This is a genomic window from Nocardia sp. NPDC050713 (assembly GCF_040654315.1).
Classification (GTDB): domain Bacteria; phylum Actinomycetota; class Actinomycetes; order Mycobacteriales; family Mycobacteriaceae; genus Nocardia.
The window spans coordinates 41,583-65,635 of sequence record NZ_JBFAHS010000001.1 but is presented as its reverse complement, the minus strand read 5'-3'; the positions used below and the strand labels follow the sequence as shown (position 1 = coordinate 65,635).

General features: G+C 68.4%; 22 protein-coding genes. 9 read left to right on the top strand and 13 right to left on the bottom strand.

The genetic code is table 11. The annotated features are described in order from the left end of the window. Positions 1-189 precede the first annotated feature (189 nt). Together AB0H49_RS00265 and AB0H49_RS00260 are read right to left on the bottom strand one after the other, a co-directional pair. Entirely contained in the window at positions 190-981 is a 792-nt protein-coding gene (locus AB0H49_RS00265; protein WP_357245543.1) for a TIGR03084 family metal-binding protein, read from the bottom strand. A gap of 108 nt (positions 982-1,089) precedes the next feature. Beyond that, positions 1,090-2,445 (bottom strand): hypothetical protein, encoded by a 1,356-nt coding sequence (locus AB0H49_RS00260; protein ID WP_357245540.1) that lies wholly within the window; start codon positions 2,443-2,445, stop codon positions 1,090-1,092. A 195-nt stretch (positions 2,446-2,640) separates the two neighbouring features. Here AB0H49_RS00260 and lon point away from each other — a divergent pair, with 195 nt between their 5' ends. After that, positions 2,641-5,064: an endopeptidase La gene (lon, locus tag AB0H49_RS00255; protein WP_357245537.1), complete on the top strand. Its 2,424-nt coding sequence runs from the start codon at positions 2,641-2,643 to the stop codon at positions 5,062-5,064. A 139-nt stretch (positions 5,065-5,203) separates the two neighbouring features. Here lon and AB0H49_RS00250 read toward each other — a convergent pair whose 3' ends face one another. Further along, positions 5,204-5,647 (bottom strand): PaaI family thioesterase, encoded by a 444-nt coding sequence (locus AB0H49_RS00250; protein ID WP_357245534.1) that lies wholly within the window; start codon positions 5,645-5,647, stop codon positions 5,204-5,206. Next, positions 5,644-6,225 carry a helix-turn-helix domain-containing protein gene (locus AB0H49_RS00245; RefSeq protein WP_357245531.1) on the bottom strand — a complete coding sequence of 194 codons (582 nt, stop codon included), beginning with the start codon at positions 6,223-6,225 and terminating at the stop codon, positions 5,644-5,646. The genes AB0H49_RS00250 and AB0H49_RS00245 overlap by 4 nt, the downstream gene beginning before the upstream one ends. A gap of 79 nt (positions 6,226-6,304) precedes the next feature. On the opposite strand from AB0H49_RS00245, the gene AB0H49_RS00240 reads away from it, so the two are divergent. Then, the gene (locus AB0H49_RS00240; RefSeq protein ID WP_354998340.1) at positions 6,305-7,372 is read left to right on the top strand and encodes a DNA polymerase IV; all 1,068 of its coding nucleotides are present in this window, start codon (positions 6,305-6,307) and stop codon (positions 7,370-7,372) included. Positions 7,373-7,508: 136 nt separating this feature from the next. Continuing rightward, complete coding sequence (locus AB0H49_RS00235; RefSeq protein ID WP_357245527.1) at positions 7,509-8,504, top strand: oxidoreductase; 996 nt, start codon at positions 7,509-7,511, stop codon at positions 8,502-8,504. A gap of 62 nt (positions 8,505-8,566) precedes the next feature. Here the strand turns inward: AB0H49_RS00235 and AB0H49_RS00230 are convergent, their stop codons facing one another. Beyond that, a complete protein-coding gene (locus AB0H49_RS00230; protein WP_357245525.1) occupies positions 8,567-10,447 on the bottom strand; it encodes an ABC transporter ATP-binding protein in 1,881 nt (626 codons plus the stop codon). Positions 10,448-10,875: 428 nt separating this feature from the next. On the opposite strand from AB0H49_RS00230, the gene AB0H49_RS00225 reads away from it, so the two are divergent. Then, positions 10,876-13,683: an FAD-binding and (Fe-S)-binding domain-containing protein gene (locus AB0H49_RS00225; RefSeq protein ID WP_357246568.1), complete on the top strand. Its 2,808-nt coding sequence runs from the start codon at positions 10,876-10,878 to the stop codon at positions 13,681-13,683. Between the two features lie 73 nt (positions 13,684-13,756). Here the strand turns inward: AB0H49_RS00225 and AB0H49_RS00220 are convergent, their stop codons facing one another. Further along, positions 13,757-14,254 carry a hypothetical protein gene (locus tag AB0H49_RS00220; protein ID WP_357245522.1) on the bottom strand — a complete coding sequence of 166 codons (498 nt, stop codon included), beginning with the start codon at positions 14,252-14,254 and terminating at the stop codon, positions 13,757-13,759. A gap of 261 nt (positions 14,255-14,515) precedes the next feature. Between AB0H49_RS00220 and AB0H49_RS00215 the strand changes: the two genes are divergently transcribed. Beyond that, positions 14,516-15,445, top strand: coding sequence for a DNA-3-methyladenine glycosylase 2 family protein (locus AB0H49_RS00215; RefSeq protein WP_357246567.1), 930 nt, complete (start codon positions 14,516-14,518; stop codon positions 15,443-15,445). A 58-nt stretch (positions 15,446-15,503) separates the two neighbouring features. On the opposite strand, the gene AB0H49_RS00210 is transcribed toward AB0H49_RS00215, so the two are convergent. Further along, positions 15,504-15,710, bottom strand: a complete 207-nt coding sequence (locus tag AB0H49_RS00210) for a hypothetical protein (protein WP_067792538.1) — start codon at positions 15,708-15,710, stop codon at positions 15,504-15,506. Further along, the gene (locus AB0H49_RS00205) at positions 15,710-16,225 is read right to left on the bottom strand and encodes a hypothetical protein (RefSeq protein ID WP_354998344.1); all 516 of its coding nucleotides are present in this window, start codon (positions 16,223-16,225) and stop codon (positions 15,710-15,712) included. The genes AB0H49_RS00210 and AB0H49_RS00205 overlap by 1 nt, the downstream gene beginning before the upstream one ends. 237 nt (positions 16,226-16,462) lie before the next feature. Between AB0H49_RS00205 and AB0H49_RS00200 the strand changes: the two genes are divergently transcribed. The 4 genes from AB0H49_RS00200 to AB0H49_RS00185 all read left to right on the top strand — a co-directional run bounded on the left by AB0H49_RS00200 (position 16,463) and on the right by AB0H49_RS00185 (position 18,095). After that, positions 16,463-17,308: a helix-turn-helix transcriptional regulator gene (locus AB0H49_RS00200; RefSeq protein ID WP_357245519.1), complete on the top strand. Its 846-nt coding sequence runs from the start codon at positions 16,463-16,465 to the stop codon at positions 17,306-17,308. Further along, positions 17,305-17,508, top strand: a complete 204-nt coding sequence (locus tag AB0H49_RS00195; RefSeq protein ID WP_067792543.1) for a DUF397 domain-containing protein — start codon at positions 17,305-17,307, stop codon at positions 17,506-17,508. Before AB0H49_RS00200 ends, AB0H49_RS00195 begins: the two co-directional genes overlap by 4 nt. Positions 17,509-17,525: 17 nt before the next feature. Further along, a complete protein-coding gene (locus tag AB0H49_RS00190; protein WP_357245516.1) occupies positions 17,526-17,744 on the top strand; it encodes a DUF397 domain-containing protein in 219 nt (72 codons plus the stop codon). A gap of 153 nt (positions 17,745-17,897) precedes the next feature. Further along, the gene (locus tag AB0H49_RS00185) at positions 17,898-18,095 is read left to right on the top strand and encodes a hypothetical protein (RefSeq protein ID WP_067792544.1); all 198 of its coding nucleotides are present in this window, start codon (positions 17,898-17,900) and stop codon (positions 18,093-18,095) included. Positions 18,096-18,146: 51 nt separating this feature from the next. On the opposite strand, the gene AB0H49_RS00180 is transcribed toward AB0H49_RS00185, so the two are convergent. The 5 genes from AB0H49_RS00180 to AB0H49_RS00160 all read right to left on the bottom strand — a co-directional run bounded on the left by AB0H49_RS00180 (position 18,147) and on the right by AB0H49_RS00160 (position 23,707). Then, the gene (locus AB0H49_RS00180) at positions 18,147-18,893 is read right to left on the bottom strand and encodes a succinate dehydrogenase/fumarate reductase iron-sulfur subunit (protein ID WP_354998347.1); all 747 of its coding nucleotides are present in this window, start codon (positions 18,891-18,893) and stop codon (positions 18,147-18,149) included. A gap of 2 nt (positions 18,894-18,895) precedes the next feature. After that, a complete protein-coding gene (locus AB0H49_RS00175; protein ID WP_354998348.1) occupies positions 18,896-20,836 on the bottom strand; it encodes a fumarate reductase/succinate dehydrogenase flavoprotein subunit in 1,941 nt (646 codons plus the stop codon). A gap of 27 nt (positions 20,837-20,863) precedes the next feature. Then, positions 20,864-21,694 (bottom strand): hypothetical protein, encoded by an 831-nt coding sequence (locus tag AB0H49_RS00170; protein ID WP_354998349.1) that lies wholly within the window; start codon positions 21,692-21,694, stop codon positions 20,864-20,866. Positions 21,695-22,192: 498 nt separating this feature from the next. Continuing rightward, entirely contained in the window at positions 22,193-22,480 is a 288-nt protein-coding gene (locus AB0H49_RS00165) for a hypothetical protein (RefSeq protein ID WP_354998350.1), read from the bottom strand. 264 nt (positions 22,481-22,744) lie between these two features. Beyond that, positions 22,745-23,707 carry an alpha/beta hydrolase gene (locus AB0H49_RS00160; RefSeq protein ID WP_357245509.1) on the bottom strand — a complete coding sequence of 321 codons (963 nt, stop codon included), beginning with the start codon at positions 23,705-23,707 and terminating at the stop codon, positions 22,745-22,747. Between the last annotated feature and the right edge of the window lie 346 nt (positions 23,708-24,053).

Here is a 24,053-nt window from a genome sequence, read left to right as displayed (position 1 = left end):
GTAAAAATCGCTTAGCTGGCGAGCGTCATTCTCGACTGCCACTCTTAGACACCCGGCCAACGGCGTCCGGCCGTCGACGCGAACGGCGCACCCAAGTGTGGCGCTCGCCCGCTCCCGAATTTTCGGATCGGGTCGGGTGAAGCCCGGTCGGACGGTGTCCGGCCGGGCTGCCTGCCATTTCGGCGGTGATCAGGCGAATTGCCCTGCGGCCCTGCCCTCCCCGGACGGTCCCGCGAAGACCTGGGCGATCGTCAACCACTCCTGCGCATCCGTGCCGTCGGCGCGTACCGCCAGGTCGTCGGGATGGCGACGCTGGGTGACGAGCAGGCAGAAGTCCAGCGCGGGCCCGGTCACCCGCTGCGCCGCGTCCTCCGGACCCCAGGTCCACATCGTGCCGTCCGGCGCTGTGAGCTCGACGCGGAATTCCTCGGCGGGCGCCGTCTTGCCCCGCACCGAATAGGCGAAGTTCCTGGTCCGTACGCCGAGATGAGCCACGCTGCGCAACCGCGCGGTCGGTTCGCGCGGCACGCCGAGCGCGTCGGCGACGTCCTGACCGTGCGCCCAGGTCTCCATGAGCCGCGCGGTGATCATCGAGGCCGGGCTCATCGGCGGGCCGAACCACGGCAGCTTGGTCCCGGCCGGCACGGCGCGCAGCGCCTCGATCAGGGTCTTGCGTCCGGCGCGCCAGCGCTCGAGCAGCTCGGCGGGCGGGGCCGCGGCGGCTTCCTCGGCCGCCTCGTCGACGAAAGTCAGCGCCTTGGGCGCGGCGGCGGCGACCTGTTTCGCGAACTCGTCGGCATCGGAGGCCGCGACGGACGCGATCTCGTCGGTCCAGGTCAGGTGCCCGATCTGATGGGCGATGCTCCAGCCGGGCGCGGGCGTCGGCCGTGCCCACTCCGCGGGGGCCAGCGGGGCGACAAGTCGTTCCAGGTCCGCGCATTCGTCGCCGAAATCGCCGAGCAGCGCCTCGAGGTCAGCCATGAGTTCCCTTGCCGATCGCGGGCACACCGCCGCGTGTGCCTGGTATGACCAAGCATCGCAGCGGTGCGGAAAAAATGCAAGCACGCGTGCTTGTATTTCCGGCGCGACCTACCAGCCGAAAAGCACCAGGTGGGCCGCGCCGACGGCCAGCCCGAGCACCGCGCCGTGCAGGTACAGCAGCCAGGCGTCCTGCTCCACCGAGGCGTAGAACATCTCCATGAACTCGCCCGGGCTCAGCTGCTGCAACTTGCGCGCGGCGAACTCGTCGATCTTCTTCGCCTGCTCGCGCGCGAACTCCTCGTCCTCGATCATGCTCGGCGCCAACGCGACCGCGGCACCCGCCGCGCCGACCTTCAGATTGTCGAACTGCCGCTTGCCGAACGCGGCGCGCACCATCGAGTGCGTCGGCCCGAGCTGACGGTGAATCTCCTCCGAGATCAGCCGCTCGACGAGCTGGCGGGTCTTGTCGCCGTTCGGTCCGTCGAGCAGTTCCGAGGCCAGGTTCGGCAGCGTGAGCACCTGGTAGGCCAGGATGCGCGCGAGGTCGGTCGCGGCCTGCGGCTGGCGCTTGGCCAGCAGGGCCTGGCGCCACAGGTACTTGTACCTCGGCTGCGGATCGCCCGGCTCGAAGACCATCTTCACCGCGATAACGTTCACGACGACGCCGATCGCCGCCGCGCTGAGCAGCACGATCACCCAGGCGGGTACCCAACCGAGCACCGGAATGCGGTCGTGCACGTGCAGATACAGCGCCATCAGCAGGCCGAACGGCGCGCCGAGGAAACCGATGCGCACCATGAACTTCAGCTCGGGGGCCGCGATGGTGGTGGTGAGATCTTTGAGGATGTACGGGTTCTCGCGCAGGTAGCGGATGACGAAGCTCTTGATGTCGATGAGCTGATCGATGTTGTCGCCGAGCGAATCGAAGGCCCGCCGGCACAGCTTCGGCAGCTGCCGGTCCACCCGCTGGTAGATGACCTGTCGCATCTGCCGTGGCACCGAGCGCCACAGGTCCGGGTTCTCCCGGTACATCACCTCGTCGACCAGCGGCTGCACCTGCTTGCGCGCCAGCTCGGCGATGTAGTCGGCGATGCCGTCCAGGTCGAGTTCGTGGATGAAATCCCTGGGACTGCCGATCCGCATCAGCGCCTTGTCGACGCAGATGCTCGCCATCTTCTCCGCGCGCGCCGGAATGAAGCCTTGGAAGCCGAGTCGGCGCCCGTCGCCGGAGAAGGTCGGCAGCACCTGCACCCGCCGCGGCAGGTACGGGTACAGCACATGCAGGCCCGGCACGCGGACGCCGCGGAACTGTACCGGCCAGAAGAGCATCAGCACGCCGGTCCAGTTGGTCAGCCAGCCCGCGAGCGCGCTGAAAATCGGGAAAGTGACCAGGTCGACGACGAACTTCGTCTGGCCGGTGAGCTCTTCCCAGTCGATGAACACCCCGGAGGCGAGAGTGGTCATCCTGGGATCCCCTTAGTGCCGCGAGCTGTAGTGGCCCCCACATTCTCATTGCGATTGCGAGGGTGTCAACGCGGCAGCGGGAACTGTCACAGACGGCCCTTCCTTCGCTCTGAGCGAACGTCCAGGAAGGGCGGAACAAAGACGGAACGGGTGGGGTTGAGTAGGCATCGCTCAACCTTTGGAAGGGTCGAAGACGTGACTACACCTCAGAATCTGCCGGTGCTGTTCCTGACCGATCCGATCGTGCTGCCGGGCATGGTCGTGCCCATCGAACTGGACGAATCGGCGCAGGCCGCGATCGACGCCGCGCGCGCCGCCAAGACCGAGGCGGTGCTGCTCGCGCCGCGACTGACCGAGGGCTATGCCTCCTACGGCGTCGTCGCGACCATCGAACAGGTCGGCCGGATGCGCGGTGGAGCGCCCGCGGCGGTCCTGAAGGCGGAGCGGCGAGCCAAGATCGGCCACGGTGTCACCGGGCCGGGCGCCGCGCTGTGGGTCGAGGCCGAGCCGGTCGAGAATCCGGCGCCGGACGGGCGGACCAAGGAGCTGGCCGCCGAATACAAGAAGCTTGTCGTCTCGGTGTTGCAGCGCCGCGAGGCCTGGCAGATCATCGACGCGGTCAACCAGCTGACCGACCCGTCGGCGATCGCCGACACCGCGGGCTACGCGCCATACCTGACCCCCGAGCAGAAGCGCGAACTGCTCGAGACTCCCGAGGTCGCCAAGCGCCTGACCACCCTCATCGAGTGGACCAAGGCGCACATCGCCGAGGCCGAGGTCACCGAGAAGATCAGTGACGAGGTCCGCGAGAACGTGGAGAAGAGCCAGCGCGAGTTCCTGCTTCGCCAGCAGCTCAACGCCATTCGCAAGGAGCTCGGCGAGGACGAGCCGGATGGCGCCGAGGGCTTCCGCACCCGCGTCGAGCAGGCCGATCTGCCCGAGTCCGTCCGCGAGGCGGCGCTGCGCGAGGTCGGCAGGCTGGAGCGGTCCAGCGATCAGAGCCCGGAATCCGGCTGGATCCGGACCTGGCTGGACACCGTGCTGGAGCTGCCGTGGAACGAGAAGACCACCGACTCCACCGATGTCTCCGCCGCCCGCGCGGTCCTGGACGCCGATCACCACGGCCTGGACGAAGTCAAGGACCGCATGGTCGAATACCTCGCGGTGCGAGCCCGGCGCGCGCAGCGCGGGCTGGAGGTCGTCGGCGGACGCGGTTCCGGCGCGGTGCTGGTCCTGGTCGGTCCGCCCGGTGTCGGCAAGACCTCGCTGGGCGAGTCCGTCGCTCGGGCGTTGGGGCGCAAGTTCGTTCGCGTCGCTTTGGGCGGCGTGCGCGACGAGGCCGAGATCCGCGGTCACCGCCGCACCTACGTCGGCGCCCTGCCCGGCCGCATCGTGCGCGCCATGAAGGAGGCGGGTTCGATGAACCCGGTCGTGCTGCTCGACGAGATCGACAAGGTCGGCTCCGATTTCCGCGGCGACCCGGCGGCGGCCCTGCTCGAGGTGCTCGATCCGGCGCAGAACCACACCTTCCGCGACCACTACCTGGATCTGGATCTCGACCTGTCCGACGTGCTGTTCATCGCGACGGCCAACGTCATGGAGACCATCCCCGGTCCGCTGCTGGACCGCATGGAGCTGATCACGGTCGACGGCTACACCGAGGCCGACAAGGTCGCGATCGCCCGCGACTTCCTGATCCCGCGCCAGCTCGAGCGCAACGCGCTGACCGCCGAGGAGGTTTCGATCACCGAGGAGGCGCTGCGCGAGATCGCGGCGAACTACACCAGGGAAGCGGGCGTTCGGCAGATGGAGCGCCTGATCGCGAAGGCGTTGCGTAAAGCGGCGACTCGGCTCTCGGAGGACGAAGCCGGCTCCGGCGCAACGGTGTCCGACATCGGCTTGGGCTACGACCCCGAGCTCGGCTACGACCTGCCGGCGACGATCTCTTCCGGCCGACTCACCATCGGTCTCGGCGATCTGAAGGATTACCTCGGCCGTCCCCGCTTCACCCCGGATTCGGTGGAGCGGACCGCGGTCCCCGGTGTGGCGACCGGCCTTGCCGTGACCGGCGCGGGCGGCGACGTCCTCTACATCGAGGCCAACGCGGCCGAGGGCGAGCGCTCACTGACCCTGACCGGCCAGCTGGGCGACGTCATGAAGGAATCGGCGCAGATCGCGCTGACCTACGTGCGCTCGCACCTGGAGGAGATCGGCATCGAACCGTCGGTGCTCGACCGCAACATCCACATCCACTTCCCGGCGGGCGCGGTGCCCAAGGACGGTCCGTCCGCGGGCGTCACCATGGTCACCGCCCTGGTGTCGCTGGCACTCGGCCGCCAGGTGCGCTCGGATGTCGGCATGACCGGTGAGGTCACGCTGAACGGGCGGGTCCTGCCGATCGGCGGCGTGAAGCAGAAGCTGCTCGCCGCGCAGCGAGCCGGGTTGAAGACCGTGTTCATTCCGGCGCGTAACGAGCCGGATCTGGACGAGGTGCCCGCTGAAGTGCTTGCGGCGCTGGATGTTCGGCCGGTGGCGGACGTCGCGCAGATCCTGGCCTACGCCATCGAGCCGGTGGTGGAGGAGTCGTTGAACCGTCCTGCCTTCGCCGCCACCGCGTGAGTCCGGATCCGGGCCGGGCACGGGAAACCGCACCCGGCCATCACCCCTGACTAGTGCCACACATGCTGTACACGCCTCACATAGGCACCGCCTATGTGAGGCGTGTGAACCCTATGCGCCACCGTCTCTGTGAACCCGATCAAGCGTCGCCGAGTTGCCTTTCGACGCTGCGAGTGGTTCCCTGCGCGACAGCGCACAGCACCGGTTCCCCGTCCTCGGATTCCGCGTAGATCTCGCAGCTGACCACGGCTTGGCGTCGCGTGGACGCCGTGACCGAAGCCTCCGCTCGCAATCGCACCCCCGCGGCGGGGCGCAGATAGGTGATGGTGAACCCGCCGGTCAGCACGTTCGCGCCGAGTACGGTTCCGGCGGCGAAAGTGAGGGCGTTGTCGGCCGCGTAGGCGAGGACGCCGCCGTGGACGAAGCCGAACTGCTGGCCGAGTTCCTGGCGGATCGGGATGACGAGAGTCGCGGCGCCGTCGCCGAATCGGGTGAGTTCGGAGCCGACCAGATTCGCGAAGGGTTGCGCGGTCAGGACCTGTTTGGCCAAGTCGAGGTCGAGTGCTGTGGTGCCGACGGTCATTGCCGCTCCGTTCTTTTCGATGTCGATCCGGCGTCGAGGGCGAGCCAGGCCGCCTCGGCGAGTTCCGCGCCGACCTGCGTCGGCGCGATGCGGATGTCGCCGCCCAGCCACTGCCGCGAATACTCCTGCGCGGGGCCGAGCCATAGTGCGTAGACGAGATCCAGATCCAGTGCGCGCACCGCGCCGTAGGACGCGTGGGTGCGGTACCAGCGCGCGATGTCGGTCATGAAGGTGCGGTTGGTTTCGCTCTCGCGCACGCCGGGCGGCCGCGCCGAAGTGAGAACCTTTGCGCGGTGCTGGTTTTCGGTCACCCAGCGCAGATGCTCCCGCACGCCCGCCGTGATGCCCTCGCGCGCGTCGGTGCTCTGGCCGACCACCACCCAGAAGTGCTGCTGATAGTCGGTCAGCGCGTGCGCCCACACCTGCCGATACAGATCCGCCTTGTCGGGGAAGTGGTGGTAGAGCGCGCCGACGCTCGCTCCGGCCGCCTCGCGGATCTGCGCGAGCGTCGCGTCCAGCGCTCCGTGCTCGGCGAACTGGCGCTCGGCCGCCAGCAGCAACCGATCTCGGATCTTCATAACCAGAATTTAGTTCTGTTCTCCGGTCAGCGCAACACGTCCACCTGCTTCCGTCATACCCGTGCGGTATGACGGAGAGGTGGCCAGATGGCTGTTGCACGTCGATCTCGACCAGTTCCAGGCGGCGGTGGAGTTCCGCCGCCACCCGGAACTGCGCGGCAAGCCGGTCATCGTCGGCGGCCACGGCGACCCGAACGAGCCGCGCAAGGTCGTGACCTGCGCGTCGTATCCCGCTCGTGCCTACGGTGTGCGCGCGGGCATGGCGCTGCGCAGCGCACTGCGCAAATGTCCGGACGGCGTCTTCCTGCCGCTCGACATGGCCGCCTACGAGGAGGCTTCCGAGGAGATCATGGCGCTGTTGCGCACGTTCCCCGGCCAGGTCGAAGTGTGGGGCTGGGACGAGGCGTTCCTTGCTGCCGACACCGACGATCCCGAACTGCTCGCCCGCGAAATCCGCGGCGCCATCGCCGAACTGGACCTGACCTGCTCCATCGGCATCGGCGACAACAAGCTCACCGCCAAGCTCGCCACCGGCTTCGCCAAGTCCGCGGGCAAGTCCTCGGACGCGCCAGGCGTGGGCGCCGCCGCGGGCATGTTCCGGTTGACCGCCGCCAACTGGACCGAGGTCATGGCGCACCGTCCCACCGATGCGCTGTGGGGCATCGGCAGCCGCATCGCCGCCCGCCTCGCCGACCTCGGCATCCACACCGTCGCCGACCTGATGGCGGCCGACCGCCACCGCCTCGCCGAGGCGTTCGGCCCGACCACCGGCCCCTACCTGTGGGTGCTCGGCCACGGCAAGGGCGACACCGAAGTGACCACCGAGCCGCGAATCCCGGTGGGCCGCAGCAAGTCCGAGACCTTCCCGCACGATCTCACCGATCCCGCCGAGATCCGCGCGCAGGTGGCGCGCATCGCGACCGAGGTCGCCGAGGAGATGGCCGAGGTGGGCCGGATCAGCATCCGGGTCGCGGTCACCGTGCGGACCAAGACCTTCTACACCAGCAGCAAACAGGCCAAACTCCCGAAGCCGACCGCCGACATCGCGACCATCACCGAGACCGCGCTGCGCATCATCGACCGCTTCGACCTGGACCGCCCCGTCCGTCTGCTCGGCGTGCGGCTGGAGTTCGTGCCCGAGGAGTAGTCGCGCTCAGCCAGCACCGGTAGCGGGCCGGTCCCGGAGCCTCCGTGTCGCCCGGGAGGAGGAACGCCGCGCGGGTCAACGGGCGGCCCTCGCGGAGCCCCCTCGAGCGCCGCCCGATCCTCGTATGCTCGTCCGCATGGAGTTCTGGGCGATGGTGGCACACGAATCGGACAGCGGGATCGTGTTGACGCGGCAGCAGGTCGACGAGGAATTTCTCGGCCAGGGCACCGTGACGATCAAGGTGCATTACTCGAGCGCCAACTTCAAGGACGGACTCGCCATCACGCCGGGCGGCGGTGTGGTCCGCAACTACCCGATCGTGCCCGGCATCGACATCACCGGCGAGGTCGTCTCCTCCGAATCCGACGATTTCGCGCCGGGCGACCAGGTCGTCGCGCACGGCTACGAGATCGGCGTCTCGCGCAACGGCGGCTTCGCCGAATACGCCAGGGTGCCCGACGAGTGGGTGGTGAAGCTGGACGGGTTGAGCACCCGCGACGCCGCCGCCCTCGGCACCGCCGGTTTCACCGCGGCACTGAGCGTGCAGGCCCTGCTCGACCGCGGCCTCACCCCCGACGACGGCGCGATTCTGGTGACCGGCGCGACCGGCGGCGTCGGCAGCGTGGCCGTGGACATCCTGTCCGGCCTCGGCTTCGAGGTCATCGCCTCCACCGGCAAGAAGGACGCGGGCGATCTGCTCTCCGAACTCGGCGCCAACGAGGTGATCGGCCGCCTGCCCGAGGATCCCGAGGCGAAGCTGCGCCCGCTGTCCAAGGCGCAGTGGGCGGGCGCGGTCGACAGCGTCGGCGGCAAGTCGCTGGCCTACGTGCTCAGTTGCATCGGCTACGGCGGCGCGGTCGCGGCCAGCGGCCTCACCGGCGGCCACGACCTCCCCACCACCGTCATGCCGTTCATCCTGCGCGGCGTCGCCCTGCTCGGCATCGACTCGGTCAACCTCCCGATCGAGAAGCGCCGCGAACTGTGGTCCCGTCTCGGCAAAGACCTACGCCCCCAACACCTCTCGACCCTCGAGAACTACGCCCCGATCACCGAAGTGGAATCCGTCCTGCGCAGCATCAAGAGCGGAAACCACTCCGGTCGAACCGTCCTCGGCGTCGCAGGCGAATTCTGACCCGACCGGCCGCGCCGAGGTCTCCCCGCGCCGGTTGGTTCGGCGCGGCCTTCGGGTGTGGGTCAGGCTGCGACGGTGACCGGCTCGTCGGCGAACTGGGTGCGGTAGAGCTCGGCGTAGCGGCCTTCGGCGGCCAGTAGTTGGGTGTGGGTGCCGCGCTCGACGACACGGCCGTCTTCCAGGACCAGGATCTGGTCGGCGGCGCGGATCGTGGAGAGGCGGTGGGCGATCACCAGGGCGGTGCGACCCTCCAGCGCTTCCGAAAGGGCTTCTTGCACAGCCGCTTCGGAGGTCGAGTCGAGCGAGGCGGTCGCCTCGTCCAAAATGACGACGCGCGGTTGCTTCAGCAGCAATCGGGCGATGGTCAGGCGCTGGCGCTCGCCGCCGGAGAGGCGGTAACCGCGCTCGCCGACCACGGTGTCCAGGCCGTCCGGTAGTCCGGCGATCAGATCGTGCAGGCGGGCCCGGCGCAGCGCGTCCCACAGCTCGGGCTCGGTCGCCTCCGGTCGGGCCAGCAGCAGGTTGGCGCGGATCGTGTCGTGGAACAGGTGCCCGTCCTGGGTGACGAGGCCGACCGTCTCGCGTAGCGAGCGCGCGCCGATCTGCCGCACGTCGGCGCCGTTGAGCCGGACCGCGCCGCCGTCCACGTCGTACAGGCGCGAAACCAATTGGGCGATGGTGGATTTCCCCGCTCCGGAGGAGCCGACCAGCGCCACCAGCTGACCGGGCTCGGCGCGCAGCGACACATTGTGCAGCACGTCGACCCCACCCCTGGTGTCCAGCGTCGCGACCTCCTCCAGCGAGGCCAGCGACACCTTGTCCGCCGACGGGTACGCGAAGGTGACGTCGTCCAACTCCACCGCGACCGGACCCTCCGGCACCGCGATCGCGTCGGGCGCGTCCTCGATCAGCGGGCGCAGGTCGAGCACCTCGAAGACCCGCTCGAAACTCACCAGCGCGGCCATGATCTCCATCCGCGCACTGGCCAGCGCGGTCAGCGGCGTGTACAGCCTGGTCAGCAGCAGCGAGAGCGCCACCACCGCGCCCGCGTCCAACTGCCCGCGCAGCGCGTACCAGCCGCCGAGTCCGTAGACCAGAGCGACCGCCAGGGCCGAGACCAGCGTCAAAGAGGTGACGAACACCGTCTGCAACATCGCGGTGCGCACGCCGATGTCGCGCACTCGCCGCGCCCGCAGCGCGAACTCGTCGGACTCCTGCTCGGGGCGGCCGAACAATTTCACCAGCGTGGCGCCCGGCGCGGAGAACCGCTCGGTCATCTGCGTGCTCATGGCCGCGTTCAGCCGCGCGGCCTCGCGCTGCAACCCGGCCAGCCGGTTGCCCATCCGCCGCGCCGGAACAACGAACACCGGAAGCAGCACCAGCGCGAGCAGCGTGATCCGCCAGGAGATGCTGAGCATCACGGCGAGCGTGAGCGCCAGCGTGACCAGGTTCGCGACGACGCCGGACAGGGTGTCGCTGAAGGCCCGCTGCGCGCCGATCACGTCGTTGTTCAGCCTGCTCACCAGCGCGCCGGTCCTGGTGCGGGTGAAGAAGGCGATCGGCATCCGCTGCACGTGGTCGAACACCGCGCGGCGCAGGTCGAGGATCAGACCCTCGCCGATCCGCGAGGAGAGCCAGCGGATGCCTAGCCCGAGCGCCGCGTCCAACACGGCGAGCACGCCGATGATCGCCGCCACGGTCACCACCATGCGCGGCGCGGCCCCGCCGACGATGTCGTTCACCACGCGGCCCGCCAGCACCGGCGTCGCCACCGCGAGCAGCGCCGAGACCACGCTGAACACCAGGAACACCGCGATCCGCCGCCGATGCGGCGCGGCGAACCGCAGGATGCGCTTCGCGGTGGCGAGACTGAACGGGCGCTGTTCGTCGGGCGCGTTCATCCGCCGATACATCTGGCTCCACGCCACCGATTCGATACTCACGATCGCTCCCTCTCGACCCCCGCCATCCAACTCCTGGTCACCGACACTAGGACCTCAACAAAGGTTGAGGGCAAGTCGTTCCGTGGCGGCCGTGGATTCCGCCGCGAGCGAACAAAGTGGCCGATCAGCGGCGGGGTTCCCGCTTCGAAGATCGACCGGCTGCCATGCGCCCGATGCTCGCTCGGCGTCTGGCCCGACTCCTCGGCCAAGCCCGCTCCGTGGCAACCGCCTCGCGTCGGGTCGACTGATCACCGTCCGACAGCGGTCGATGGTCCCCGCCGAGGGCTGCCGCGCGAAGTCCCGATCTCAGTCCGCGCATAGCCGTTGGACGCCCGAAGACCGCTGCCGGACGTGTCCGTCGAAAGCCCGCGCACGGCCGGACCGAAGGCGGAGGTACGCCCTAGGCTGACATCGTGACCGAGGAGCGGATGCTGGCGGCGCTGCGCGGACGGGTCGACGGTGAGGTCGACGCGTCACCGCGGCGGCGCGCGGAGTACTCCTCCGACGCGTCGAACTATCGCGTGCCGCCGACCGCCGTCGTCTTCCCCCGCACCGACTCCGACGTCGCCGAAACCCTGAACTTCGCCCGCGAACACGGCCTGCCGGTCACCGCCCGCGGCGCGGGAACCTCGGTGGCGGGCAACGCGATCGGCCCCGGCCTCGTGCTCGACTTCAGCAGGCACATGAACCGCATCGTGCACATCGATCCGGACCGTCGAACCGCGCGGGTGCAGCCGGGCGTGGTGCTGTCGGCATTGCAGGCGGCGGCTCGGCCGCACGGATTGCGGCTCGGCCCCGATCCCTCCACGCAGAACCGCTGCACCCTCGGCGGCATGATCGGCAACAACGCCTGCGGTCCGCGCGCCGTCGCGTGGGGCCGTACCTCCGACACTGTGCGCGAGCTGCGCGTTCTGGACGGAACCGGAACCGAGCGCGTCCTCGCGGACGATCTCGCCGCGGTGCCGGGCCTGCCCGAGTTCACCAGGTCCAACCTCGCGGTACTGCGCACCGAGCTCGGCCGCTTCGAACGGCAGGCGTCCGGCTACGGACTGGAACACCTGCTGCCGGAACGCGGTTCGGCCCTCGCCAAGTCGTTCGTCGGTAGCGAGGGCACCTGCGGGTTGCTGCTCGACGCGGAGGTCGAACTGGTCGAATTGCCGCGCGCCACCGTGCTCACGGTGCTCGGCTACCCGGACATCGCGACCGCGGCCGACGATGTCGCCGCTGTCATGGCGTGCGCGCCGATCGCGGTCGAGGGCATCGACGCCCGCCTGGTCGACGTCGTTCGCACGCACCGCGGCACGGTGCCCGAGCTGCCGCGCGGCGACGGTTGGCTGTTCGTGGAGACCACGGGCGCGAGCGCGGCGGAGGCGCTCGCGGTGGCCGAGCGGCTGTGCCGGACCACGCACGCGCTGGACGCCCGCATCGTCACCGACACCGCGGCGGTCGCGGCGCTCTGGCGCATCCGCGCGGACGGCGCGGGCCTCGCCGGACGCACCACCGACGGCAAGCCTGCCTGGCCCGGCTGGGAGGATTCCGCCGTTCCGCCCGAGCACCTCGGCGCGTACCTGCGCGATTTCGCCGAACTCACCGCGCAGCACGGAGTGGACGGCCTGCTCTACGGCCACCTCGGCGACGGCTGCATCCACGTGCGCCTCGACCTGCCGATCACCGAAGCGCCGCAACGCTTCCGCGCCTTCGTGTTCGACGCCGCCGAACTCGTGGTGCGATACGGCGGTTCGCTGTCCGGCGAGCACGGCGACGGGCGAGCACGCTCCGAACTGCTCTCGGTGATGTACTCCCCCGACGCGCTCGCGGCCTTCGCCGGATACAAGGCGCTGTTCGACCCCGACGACGTGCTCAACCCCGGCGTGCTCGTCGAGCCACGCCCCGTCGACGCCGACCTGCGCGTCGCCGGCCTGCCGCTGCTTCCCGGCGCGGGCGGCTTCGCCTTCCCGCACGACGACGGCGACATCGGCACCGCGGTACATCGGTGCGTCGGTGTCGGGAAGTGCCGCGCCGACAGCTCGGCGGCGGGCGGTTTCATGTGCCCCTCGTACCTCGCCACCGCCGACGAGAAGGACAGCACCCGCGGCCGCGCCCGCGTCTTGCAAGAGGTGGTGCGCGGCGAGCTGCCCTGGTCCGCGCCCGCCGTCGCCGAGTCGCTCGACCTGTGCCTTTCCTGCAAGGCCTGCCGCTCCGACTGCCCCGCGGGCGTCGACATGGCGACCTACAAGGCCGAGGCCATGTACCGCCGCTACCGCCGCAGACCGCGCCCACTCGACCACTACGCCCTCGGCTGGCTCCCCCGCTGGCTCCGCCCCGCCAGCCGAATCCCGCGCGCCGCCAACGCGATCGCCGGTATCGACTGGTTGCGCCGAATCGGCCTGCGCGCGGCGGGCATCGACCCGCGCCGCGAAATCCCCCGCCTGGCCGACCGCCCCTTCCGCCGCACCGAACGCGCCCGAGCGCTGCTGTCGCCCGAACCGCCGCCCCCCACCCTCAACCCTCTGAGCACCACATCAGCCGGTGCCCCAGCCGACGTTCTCCTCTGGATCGACACCTTCACCGACGCCTTCGACCCTGACATCGCCCAAGCCGCCGTCACCTTGATCGAATCGCTCGGCCACCGCGTGCGCATCCCCCGGCGACGAGTGTGCTGCGGCCTGACCTGGATCAGCACCGGTCAACTCGACGGCGCGCGAGCAAAACTCCGCGCCACCCTCACCGAGCTGGACGAGCACGTCCGCGCGGGCGGCATCGTCATCGGCCTGGAACCCTCGTGCACCGCGGTCCTGCGCGCCGACCTCCCCGAACTCCTCGCCGACGACCCGCGCGCCGCTCCCACCGCGGCGGCCGTCCGCACGCTCGCGGAGTTCCTGCTCGACCACCCGGACTGGCATCCGCCGCGACGGCCGAACAGCCGAGTGGTCGTCCAGCCGCATTGCCACCAACATTCGGTGCTCGGCTTCGCCGCCGATCGCCGAATTCTGACCAGCACGGGAGCACAGGTGACGGAGATCACCGGATGCTGCGGCCTCGCGGGCAATTTCGGCATGCAGAAAGGCCACTACGACATTTCGGTCGCGGTGGCCGCCAACGGCTTGCTTCCCGCGCTGCGCGAGGCGCCCGACGACGCGATATTCCTCGCCGACGGTTTCTCCTGTCGCTGCCAGAGCGCCCAGCTGACAGGACGCCCAGGAATGCACCTGGCGCAATTCCTCATGGGCGAGTGATCAAGGCTACGGAACACGCGGTCCAGGGCACCGTGGCGTGCGTCCGAAACCGGAATCGTTCATCCCCGAGGGATCACGGCAGGACCTGCGGAATGACGTCCGGGGCGATCGCGCCGACGATCAAACCGATCACGGCGCCCTGGAAACCGGAACCGAGCGCGCACAGCGGAATGAAGGGAATCCCGATGATGGTGGCGCCGCAGACCACGGCTCCGAACACGGCCCCGGCGATTCCGCCCGCTGCCGCACCATTGGCCAGCGGATCGTGGTTGGCCGCATTGGGGTTGGTGGCGATGTCCTGCGGAACCGCGGCCGCCACCGGCTGAGCCACCTCCGGGGTGACCGGCTGTGCGATATCCGCGGCCGCGGGCTGCGCGGCGACCGGGATCACCTGCTGGATCGTGTCCAGAGTCTGCGAAGCCTCGACCACCTGCACGGCTGCGGACGACTGCGGGGCGATGCTCGAGGCGTCGGCAGAAGCCGCTCCCGCGCCCGCGAAGGTCACCGCGACAGCCAGCGGCAATGCGGCGACGAGAGCCTTACGGCCGAATTTCTTGGTGGTCAGACGCATGATTTCCGTACCCTCCCGGCACCGTGAACGTCGCAAACCGATTGGCGTGCAGATTGTTTCGCGGTGCGAATTACAACAATGAAAGTTATGAGAGGTTATATCGAGCTCGGTCGCTCGATCAAATCTTCGTGCGGCCGCCCGCGACGGAAATATGTTCGACGACAAGGTGATTGGCGCATCCATCCTGGTTGTCACAGTTTCGACCGGGCCGGGTGCGCCCGCCGCACCGGAGGCGCGGAGAATGGATCCGTGCGCGAACAGATGGCAACGGCCGCGCGGTCCGGCCTGGCTCGAACGGTGACGTCCGACCGGCCGATCGATCTGGCGCACACCCTCGCGCCGCTGCGCCGCGGCACCGGCGACCCCTGCCATCGGGTCACCGCCGACGGCGCACACTGGCGCGCTTCCCGGATGCCGAGCGGTCCGGTGACCTATCGGCTCGTCCAAATCGATCGGTGTTCGGTGCGGGCGCAGGCCTGGGGTGCGGGCGCGGCCGAATTCCTCGACCGGCTGGATCACATGCTGTGCCTGGACGAGGACCTGTCCGGCTTCGCTCCCGAGCACCCCAAGCTGGCCGAGGCGCACCGCCGCTTCCCCGGCCTGCGCATGCTGCGTACCGGCCTGGTCCTGGAATCGCTGGTGCCCGCCGTGCTCGAGCAGAAGGTGCACACCATCTCGGCGCGCGCCTCCTGGCGAAAACTGGTGCGCGAGTTCGGCGAGCCCGCACCGGGCCCCGCGCCGGACGGGCTGCGCCTACCCCCGGATGCCGAGACCTGGCGGCGTATTCCGTCCTGGACCTACCACCGCGCGAACGTCGGACCGCAACGCGCGCAGACCATCGTGCGCGCGGCGCGGCTCGCGGAATCGCTGGAGCGCACCGCCGATCAGGATCCGGCCGAGGCGGCGCGGCGGCTGTGCTCGGTGCCGGGCATCGGCGTGTGGACGGCCGCCGAGACCGCCCAACGCGCCTACGGCGACGCCGACGCGCTCTCGGTCGGCGACTACCACTTGGCCGCCGTGGTCGGCTGGACTCTGCTCGGACGCCCGATCGACGACGAGGCGATGGTCGAGTACCTCGAACCCCTTCGCCCGCACCGCTACCGGGCCATCCGGCTGCTGGAGATCAGCGGCCAAGCGCACAAGCCGAAATTCGGCCCGCGCACCCCGCTCACCGATCACACCTGGCACTGAAGGTCACCTTCGGTCGGTCGGGGCGGTTTCAAGCGGTGAAGGTGACATTCAGTCGAGTTCACAATTGCAGTGCCCGCTCGTCCAAGACGCATTTGCCCGATTCGACCAGGGTGGTACGGGCCCGGCGGCGCACCAGGCACTGGTCGACGGTGCAGTCGATGTGCAATTGCATTGCCGCGTGCGCCTGTTCGTCGGTCATCACGCCGGGGTCGCGACCGCAGACCAGCAGACCGGCGACGTGCATGTTCAGATTCGTCAGTTGCATCAGGCGACCCCAACCCGCTCGCGGTCGGAGCCGAATAGTCGGGAGCGCCGTGGTGCGGGCCGTTCGTCCCACGGAGCGAGGCGCACCGCCATGCCGACCGCCTCGAGCGCGGTGAGCCCCACCTCGTCGGCCAGCTCGCCGACGGTGTCGAGGAGGCTTGGCACCACCTCGGCAACCCGCAGCGCCGCAACCGCTTGCGCGCAAGTGAGGGTGCGCCCGGGCAAATAGGAGACCACCCAGCCTTCCTGCCCTACGCTGCGCGCTCGATGCGGTGTCAGATCGCTGGTCATCAACGACGACCCTATGACTTGTACGGCCATGACTCCTCGTTCCTGCGTGCGGTTTACGGTGCCGCGCTCGATCCGAGCACACTTCCAGCACACCATCGAGGCGGCCACGACACGGTGTCCTTCGTGGATATCCAAAGATTTCGCGCGAATTCCCAGCACGAAATCCAGCCGGGAGGGCAGGATTCTCCATAGTGGACGAGGAAGTCCGCGATCGACGTTCGACAACGCCACAGCAGAGCCACACGAAGCCCCATTGCCCTTATTGCCCAAGCGAAGTCACGGGGAACCGAGCTTGTGGGTGCGCCCCTGACCGACTCGGGTGAGGAGACCGAGCACAGAACGGAGCGTACTGTGTCAGCGAGTTCGGCGAGAACAGCAGCGAATTCGGAGCACGCGGCCGCGGAGACGCACCGCACGCCCGCGGCCTCCGACAACGGCTCGTCCACCCTACCGCGCCGGCAATTGGGCCGATACCTCAGGGACTGGCGTACCCAGGCCGGGCTCACCATCGCCGAGGCCGCCCGCCTGATGGAGTGGGGCGCCAGCACTTTACAACGGTTGGAGAAGGGCCAGGCCGACCGCATCCGCACCATCGACATCCAGGAGCTGTGCCGCATCTACGGCATCCCCGACGAGCTGTGCGACGGGCTCAAGGGCCTGGCGCAGCAGGCGGCGGTCAAGAGCTGGTGGCACGCCTTCGGCGACCTGATCCCCGAAAACTTCGACGTCTATGTCGGTTTGGAGGCCTCGGCCCGCGAGCTCCGCTCCTACCAGTCCGAACTCGTGCTCGGGCTGCTGCAGACCCCCGACTACACCAGGGCGCTCAACCGGCTCTGCTACCCCGACGACACCGAGGACGAGATCGAACGGCGCGTCCAGCTGCGCACACAGCGGCAAGCCTTGGTCACCCGAAGGGTCTCGCCCGCCATCGTGGACGTGGTGTTGCACGAGTCGGTATTGCACCGCGCGGTGGGTGGCTCGAAAGTGATGGCGGCGCAGCTACGACATCTTGCCGATTTCAGCACCAGACCCAATGTCTCCCTGCGTATCCTGCCGTTCGCGGCCGGCGTCCCGCTCGGCGATTCCACGGGTCCGTTCACCGTTCTAGGGTTCGGCACCGACAGCAAGGGACATCAGGTAGAGCCTCCGGTGGTGTACGTAGAGGGTTTCACCGGAGACCTCTATCTCGAAAGACCGGCCGATGTTGAGCGTTACCACCTGGCACACGAGTGCCTCCAGCGCTCTGCGCTGGACATCCAACCCAGTAGACATCTGCTTCGGCAGTTAGCGAAGGAGTGTGCGGCATGAGGACGGAACTCGTCGGGGCGACTTGGATCAAGAGCACCCGTTCCGGCAGCAGGGACTGCGTGGAAGTGGCTTTCCTGCCCGGCGGGCAGGTCGGCGTCCGCGACAGCAAGAACCCGGAGGGCCCGGCCTTGATCTTCACGCCCAGCGAGTGGGACGCCTTCTCCGCGGGGGTCGCGGACGGCGAATTCGCTCGCCCGTGAACACCTCTGGCGAAGCCGTGAACGACAAACTCGGCGCGGCGGTGGATCTGGCCGCTGCCGAGTGGCGCGGCGCGAACGGCGCGGGATCCGAGGGCGTGCAGGTGGCACTGCTCCCGGCGGGGTATGTCGCGCTGCGCAGCGCCGGGGACCCCGACGGTCACGTGCTCGTCTTCACCCCGGGGGAATGGGCGGCCTTCACCGCCGGCGTGAACGACGGGGAGTTCGAGCTACCGTGAGGTTCGACGGACCGGCCCGGCGGCGTGCGATCCCGCCCGGCCGGGCCGTGGCGTATCCGGCGCCGTGATCATCTCTGCGCGAAGATCACGAAACGGAGCAGATTCGACAACGAATCACGTTTACCTGGGCTGCGAACGGGTAGCCCATATTTCGTGGACCGCGGGTTGAAGAACCCCCCACCTCGGTACAAGAAGTTGCGGCCGGGCGATTGGGTGGAATGGCTGATCGTCGCGCTGCTTTTCGCGGTGTCATCGGTGGGCGTGTATGTACTCACCAGCTCATTGCTGTCGGCCTTGTTCGTCGGTGTGCTGGTGTGGCTGGTCGCCATCGGCGTCGTCGCGATGCTGTGAACGGGTGCGCCGACCGGCCGGGTGTGAACCCGGCCGGTTGACATCGGCGGGTCAGCGTCGAAAGAGCTTGTTCCCCAACCAGACCAGCGGATCGTATCGCTTGTCGACGACCCGTTCCTTGAGCGGAATCAGCGCGTTGTCGGTGATCTTGATGTGCTCCGGGCACACCTCGGTGCAGCACTTGGTGATGTTGCACAGGCCGAGACCCTGGTCCTGCTGGGCCAATTCGCGCCGATCGCCCACGTCCAGCGGATGCATCTCGAGCTCGGCGATACGCATCAGGAAGCGCGGACCGGCGAAGGCCTCTTTGTTCTCCTCGTGGTCGCGCACCACGTGACAGGTGTTCTGACACAGGAAGCACTCGATGCACTTGCGGAACTCCTGCGAGCGCTCCACATCGACCTGACTCATCCGGTAATCCCCGGGCTTGAGGTCCGGGGCCGGAGTGAACGACGGGATCTCCCTGGCCTTCTCGTAGTTGAACGACACGTCCGTCACCAGATCGCGGATCACCGGGAAGGTGCGCATCGGCGTCACGGTGATCAGCTCGTCCGGCTCGAAGGTGGACATGCGGGTCATACAGAGCAGGCGGGGACGCCCGTTCACCTCCGCGGAGCAGGAACCGCACTTACCCGCCTTGCAGTTCCACCGCACCGCTAGATCGGGCGCCTGGGTGGCCTGTAGCCGGTGGATGATGTCGAGCACCACCTCGCCCTCGTTCACCTCGACGGTGAAGTCCTCGAGCGCGCCACCGTCCTGATCGCCGCGCCACACGCGGAATTCGGCGTCGTAACCCATTGCTACGCCTCACCTTCTGTGGCCGAAACCAAACCGTCCGGGTGTTCGGCGAGGTCGGCGGAGTTGTAATATTTTTCGAGTTCGGCGAGGTCGAACAGCGCGAGCAGGTCGTCGCGCATCGGCACCTGGTCCTCCGGCGTCACCCGCACCCGCGGCACGGCTTCGGCCGCGTCGTCCGGTTCGATCGCGCAGACCAGCAGCTTGTTGCGCCAGGCCGGGTCCATCGACGGGAAGTCGTCGCGGGTGTGCCCGCCGCGGCTCTCGGTGCGCAGCAGCGCCGCCTGCGCCACGCACTCGCTGACCAGCAGCATGTTGCGCAGGTCGATGGCGAGGTGCCAGCCGGGATTGAACTGCCGGTGCCCCTCCACGGTGACGTGCGCGAAGCGTTCCCGCAGCGCGCCGAGCCGTTCGATGGCCTCCTCCAGCTCGTGCTCCTTGCGAATGATGCCGACCAGGTCGTTCATCGCCTGTTGCAGATCGGTGTGCAGGGTGTAGGGGTTCTCCCCCGCGCCCTCGGCCGGCGGATCGAACGGCGCGACAGCGGCTTTCGCCGCCGCGGCGATGTCGGCGTCGGACACCGTGGGCTGTTCGGTCAGCTGTTCCACGTACATCGCCGCGCCCAACCCAGCCCGGCGACCGAAGACCAGCAGGTCCGACAGCGAGTTGCCGCCGAGCCGGTTCGAGCCGTGCATGCCGCCGGAACATTCACCCGCCGCGAACAATCCGGGCACCTTCGCCGCGCCCGTGTCCGGGTCGACCTCGATACCGCCCATCACGTAGTGACAGGTCGGCCCGACTTCCATCGGCTCCTTGGTGATGTCGACGTCGGCCAGCTCCTTGAACTGGTGGTACATCGAGGGCAGGCGGCGCCGGATCTCGTCGGCGGGCAGGCGCGAGGCGATGTCGAGGTAGACGCCGCCGTGCGGGGTGCCGCGGCCCTCCTTGACCTCCGAGTTGATGGCGCGCGCCACCTCGTCGCGTGGGAGCAGATCCGGTGTGCGGCGGGCCGAGTCGTTGTCCTTCAGCCACTGATCGGCCTCGGCCTCGCTCTCGGCGTATTGACCCTTGAACACCGAGGGGATGTAGTCGAACATGAACCGCTTGCCGTCGGTGTTCTTCAGCACGCCGCCGTCGCCGCGCACGCCCTCGGTGACCAGAATGCCCTTCACGCTGGGCGGCCACACCATGCCGGTCGGGTGGAACTGCAGGAACTCCATGTTGATCAGCGTCGCCCCGGCCCGCAGCGCGAGCGCGTGACCGTCGCCGGTGTACTCCCAGGAGTTCGAGGTGACCTTGTACGACTTGCCGATGCCGCCGGTCGCCAGCACCACCGCGGGCGATTCGAAGAGCACGAACTTGCCCGATTCGCGCCAGTAGCCGAACGCGCCGGAGATCCGGTCGCCGTCCTTGAGCAACTCGGTGATGGTGCACTCGGCGAACACCTTGATCCGCGACTCGTAGTCGCCGGTCTCCGCGTGATCCTCCTGCTGCAGCGAGACGATCTTCTGCTGCATGGTGCGGATGATCTCGAGCCCGGTGCGGTCGCCGACGTGCGCGAGCCGGGGGTAGGTGTGGCCGCCGAAGTTGCGCTGGCTGATCCGGCCGTCGGCGGTCCGGTCGAACAGCGCGCCGTAGGTCTCCAGTTCCCAGACCCGGTCCGGCGCCTCCTGGGCGTGCAGTTCCGCCATGCGCCAGTTGTTGAGGAACTTGCCTCCGCGCATTGTGTCCTTGAAATGGGTTTGCCAACTGTCTTTTTCGTTGGCGTTGCCCATCGAGGCGGCGCAGCCGCCCTCGGCCATGACGGTGTGCGCCTTACCGAACAGGGACTTGCACACCACCGCGACGGAGAGCCCGTGTTCGCGGGCCTCGATCACCGCGCGCAGTCCGGCGCCACCGGCACCGATAACGACGACGTCGTACTTGTGCCGTTCCACTTCTGGCATTGCCGCGTGTACTCCTGAGTCGAGCGGTCAGTTGATGAACCGCAGGTCCGAAATGGTGTTGCTGGCCACCAACATCACGTAGAAGTCGGTCAGCACGAGGGTGCCGAGCGTTGTCCACGCCAGCGCCATGTGACGGGTGTTCAGCTTGGACACCTGGGTCCAGAACCAGTACCGCACCGGGTGGGCCGAGAAGTGCTTCAATCTGCCGCCCGCGATGTGCCTGCACGAGTGGCACGACAACGTGTAGGCCCACAGCAGGATCACGTTGCCGAGCAGGACGATGTTGCCGAGACCGAAGCCGAATCCGCCGTCCTTGCCGTGGAAGGCGATCACCGCGTCGTAGGTGTTGATCACCGAAACCACCACCGCCACATAGAAGAAGTAGCGGTGCGCGTTCTGGATGATCAGCGGCAGCCGGGTCTCGCCGGTGTACTTGCCGTGCGGTTCGGCCACGGCGCAGGCGGGCGGGGAGAACCACACCGCGCGGTAGTAGGCCTTGCGGTAGTAATAGCAGGTCAGACGGAAGCCGAGCAGGAAGGGCAGCACGACGAAGCCCAGTGGCAACCACATCGGCAGCTCGCCGAAGGGTTCACCGAAGTGGCTGGAGCCCGGGACGCACGAGGTGCTCAGGCACGGCGAGTAGAACGGCGTCAGGTAGTGGTAGTCCGGCACCCAATATGCCGTTCGCACATACGATCTGATGCCCGCGTATAGGACGAAGGCGGCTAGGCCGAGCACGGTGAACAGCGGCGGCACCCACCAGCGGTCGGTGCGTAGCGTTCGCTCGGCGATTCGGGCCCTGGTCTTGCTGAAAACGCCGGTCCCCTGCTCCGGGGTGGCGGTCGGTGCGGCACTCACAGGTGGATGCCTCGCTGATCTGTCTGCGGGCGGTGATCGATACCGACCGCGATCCAATGTGATGCTCAGCACCATACGACACGTCAGCTATTGCTCGAGCGCGGTCCTGGCAATACAGACCCGCGTGGCAGCCCGTGATTTGCGCCACACAGCGGCCTCGCGCGCGTCTCCGCTCGGACGGTACGGCAAACCTTTCGAACTCCTTTCCAGGAGAACGAGTTTGCCGCCCCAGCGTGCGCGGGATTCGCTGTCCCGGATTTCGGACGGCTCACCCGGACCGCCCATCGCGCCGAAGTGCGCCGCGCCAGGGGTGAGCCGGAGGTCGTCGTCGCCGCATCGCGTGCTGTCCGCCTGCGAGGCTGTTTCACGAGGCGCCCGCATCGCGCGGGTTCGGTCGGTGGTCGCGCGCAGCCGGGAATGGCATCGGTTTCGGGTCACCCGAGGGTGAACCGAAACGGTGCTCGCCCGCATCAGCGGACGAGCACCGCTGGGTGTTTGCTATTTCGTGCGCGGCCGGGAGTGGAAACCTAGGCCTTCGTCCTGCGCGCCCATCCAGGCCGCCTCGTCGGACTTGCTGTCCGGGACGTAGATGGTCTCCTGCGGTCGGCTGGTCACCTCGGGCGGCGGCGCCTGCTCGAACTCGTCGGCGTCGATGACGAGCCGTTCGAGGTCGTTCTCCAGCCGTCGCACCGTCTTCGCGTCGCCATAGTGGGAGCGCAGTGCGCCGATGGATTGCCGGAGCTGGTTGACGGCGTAGCGCAGTTCCGCGATATCGCTGCGTGTCATCGTTACCTCCTGTGTTCCTTCGGTGGCCGTGCGAGCCCGGTCGGCACCTACGGTTCCGGAGATCTCCCCAGGGCCGCACACCACCGAGTCGTGTGACCCACCACACAACGTGATCTACAACACAGTACAGAAAGATTCCCGAACAAGCTCGTGCGATTCGGGATTCTCAGATTTGCGGATAGCTTGCCCGCATCATCGGGGGATGGTTCCAGCGTGCGGGCTCCTCCGGCGGTTCGCAACCGCAGGGGGAACATTCGAGCCGGGTCAGCTGGCCGCGGCGTACTCGGGCCCCGGTGTGGTCATCGTTCCCGAGGCGCGGTTGACCAGCGCGACGATCGACAACGCGACCTCCTCGGCGCGTTCCAGGATGACGCTGTGGCCCGCGCCCTCGATCCGCACCAGTTCGGCGCTGGTGAGCTGGGAGGCGAGCAACACCGAGTGCGCGAACGGCACGACGATGTCGGCCGAGCCCGCCAGCACCAGCGCCGGGATGTCGCCGAGCCGGTGCAGCGACGCGGTCTCGTCGAAGGTGATCAGCGAGCCGAGGAAGCTCGACATGGTCAGCAGCGGCGTCTCGTTGAGCATGGCCGTGGCGACGGCGACCATCCTCGGGTTGATCTTCCTCGTGCCGAAGCTCGCCTCGCGCATGATCGGCTCGAAGATGCGGCGGGAGAACTGTTTCGACGCCTGCATGACCCGCGGTGCGCGCACCACCGCCGCCTGCAACGAGGTGACGGCGTACCGGTGCAGCAGCCTGCCGATGCCGACCTCGTTGAGCCCATTGGCGATGCCCGCGATCAGCCCGACGCCGAGCACCTTCGTGCCGATGGCCTCGGGGAACAGCCGGGCGTAGGCGAGCACCACCATCGCGCCCATCGAGTGCCCGACCAGCACCACCGGGCCGGTCGCGGCGATCGTGCGCAGCACGGCGTCGAGATCGTGGCCGAGTTGGTCGATGGTGTAGGTCGACGGGTCGGCGACGCCGGACTCGCCGTGACCGCGGTGGTCGTAGAAGACCATCCGGACGCCCTCGCCCCACTGGCGCGTCAATTCTTCGCGCAGGAAGGTCCACGATTCGGTGCGCAGGCAGTGCCCGTGCACGAACACGACGGTGAACGGCGCGTCGTCGGCGCCGAAGGTGCGGACCGAGATCGGGACACCGTCATCGGCCGACACCGTCACACGGTGGCCGTCGAAATCGGCGGCGCGGCGGGCGATGGTCGACATGAGATTCTCCTGCGGCGGGCACCTGGTCGGAGCGTCTTGCCAGGATGTCGATATCCATTTCCGCACCGTTAGCCGTCCATACCGGGCGTTATGGACACGTTGTCCAACCGAGGCCGCTGGTCGATCACACCGGTCGGTACGACCGGACGAAGGCCGCGTTCGACGCGCGCCAGGCGAATGTCCGCCTGGCTCGCGGCGGCTTCGCCGGAGAATCTACGGAAAACTAGGTCGATTGCTAGATACGAGTAGATCTTGATCGATGTCCCGCTCGCGATCTCCGTATCCGGCGTTCTATCGAACCTCCTAGAACGCGGTAGATTTCCCTACCGCTTTCGCGAGTATCGGA

What these genes read in the sequence shown, in the direction of transcription:
- AB0H49_RS00265 (WP_357245543.1), bottom strand. Translation starts at nt 981, where the DNA reads ATGGCTGACCTCGAGGCGCTGCTCGGCGATTTCGGCGACGAATGCGCG.
- AB0H49_RS00260 (WP_357245540.1), bottom strand. Translation starts at nt 2,445, where the DNA reads ATGACCACTCTCGCCTCCGGGGTGTTCATCGACTGGGAAGAGCTCACC.
- AB0H49_RS00250 (WP_357245534.1), bottom strand. Translation starts at nt 5,647, where the DNA reads ATGACCGTCGGCACCACAGCACTCGACCTCGACTTGGCCAAACAGGTC.
- AB0H49_RS00245 (WP_357245531.1), bottom strand. Translation starts at nt 6,225, where the DNA reads ATGAAGATCCGAGATCGGTTGCTGCTGGCGGCCGAGCGCCAGTTCGCC.
- AB0H49_RS00235 (WP_357245527.1), top strand. Translation starts at nt 7,509, where the DNA reads ATGGAGTTCTGGGCGATGGTGGCACACGAATCGGACAGCGGGATCGTG.
- AB0H49_RS00225 (WP_357246568.1), top strand. Translation starts at nt 10,876, where the DNA reads ATGCTGGCGGCGCTGCGCGGACGGGTCGACGGTGAGGTCGACGCGTCA.
- AB0H49_RS00220 (WP_357245522.1), bottom strand. Translation starts at nt 14,254, where the DNA reads ATGCGTCTGACCACCAAGAAATTCGGCCGTAAGGCTCTCGTCGCCGCA.
- AB0H49_RS00215 (WP_357246567.1), top strand. Translation starts at nt 14,516, where the DNA reads ATGGCAACGGCCGCGCGGTCCGGCCTGGCTCGAACGGTGACGTCCGAC.
- AB0H49_RS00210 (WP_067792538.1), bottom strand. Translation starts at nt 15,710, where the DNA reads ATGCAACTGACGAATCTGAACATGCACGTCGCCGGTCTGCTGGTCTGC.
- AB0H49_RS00195 (WP_067792543.1), top strand. Translation starts at nt 17,305, where the DNA reads ATGAGGACGGAACTCGTCGGGGCGACTTGGATCAAGAGCACCCGTTCC.
- AB0H49_RS00180 (WP_354998347.1), bottom strand. Translation starts at nt 18,893, where the DNA reads ATGGGTTACGACGCCGAATTCCGCGTGTGGCGCGGCGATCAGGACGGT.
- AB0H49_RS00175 (WP_354998348.1), bottom strand. Translation starts at nt 20,836, where the DNA reads ATGCCAGAAGTGGAACGGCACAAGTACGACGTCGTCGTTATCGGTGCC.
- AB0H49_RS00165 (WP_354998350.1), bottom strand. Translation starts at nt 22,480, where the DNA reads ATGACACGCAGCGATATCGCGGAACTGCGCTACGCCGTCAACCAGCTC.
- AB0H49_RS00160 (WP_357245509.1), bottom strand. Translation starts at nt 23,707, where the DNA reads ATGTCGACCATCGCCCGCCGCGCCGCCGATTTCGACGGCCACCGTGTG.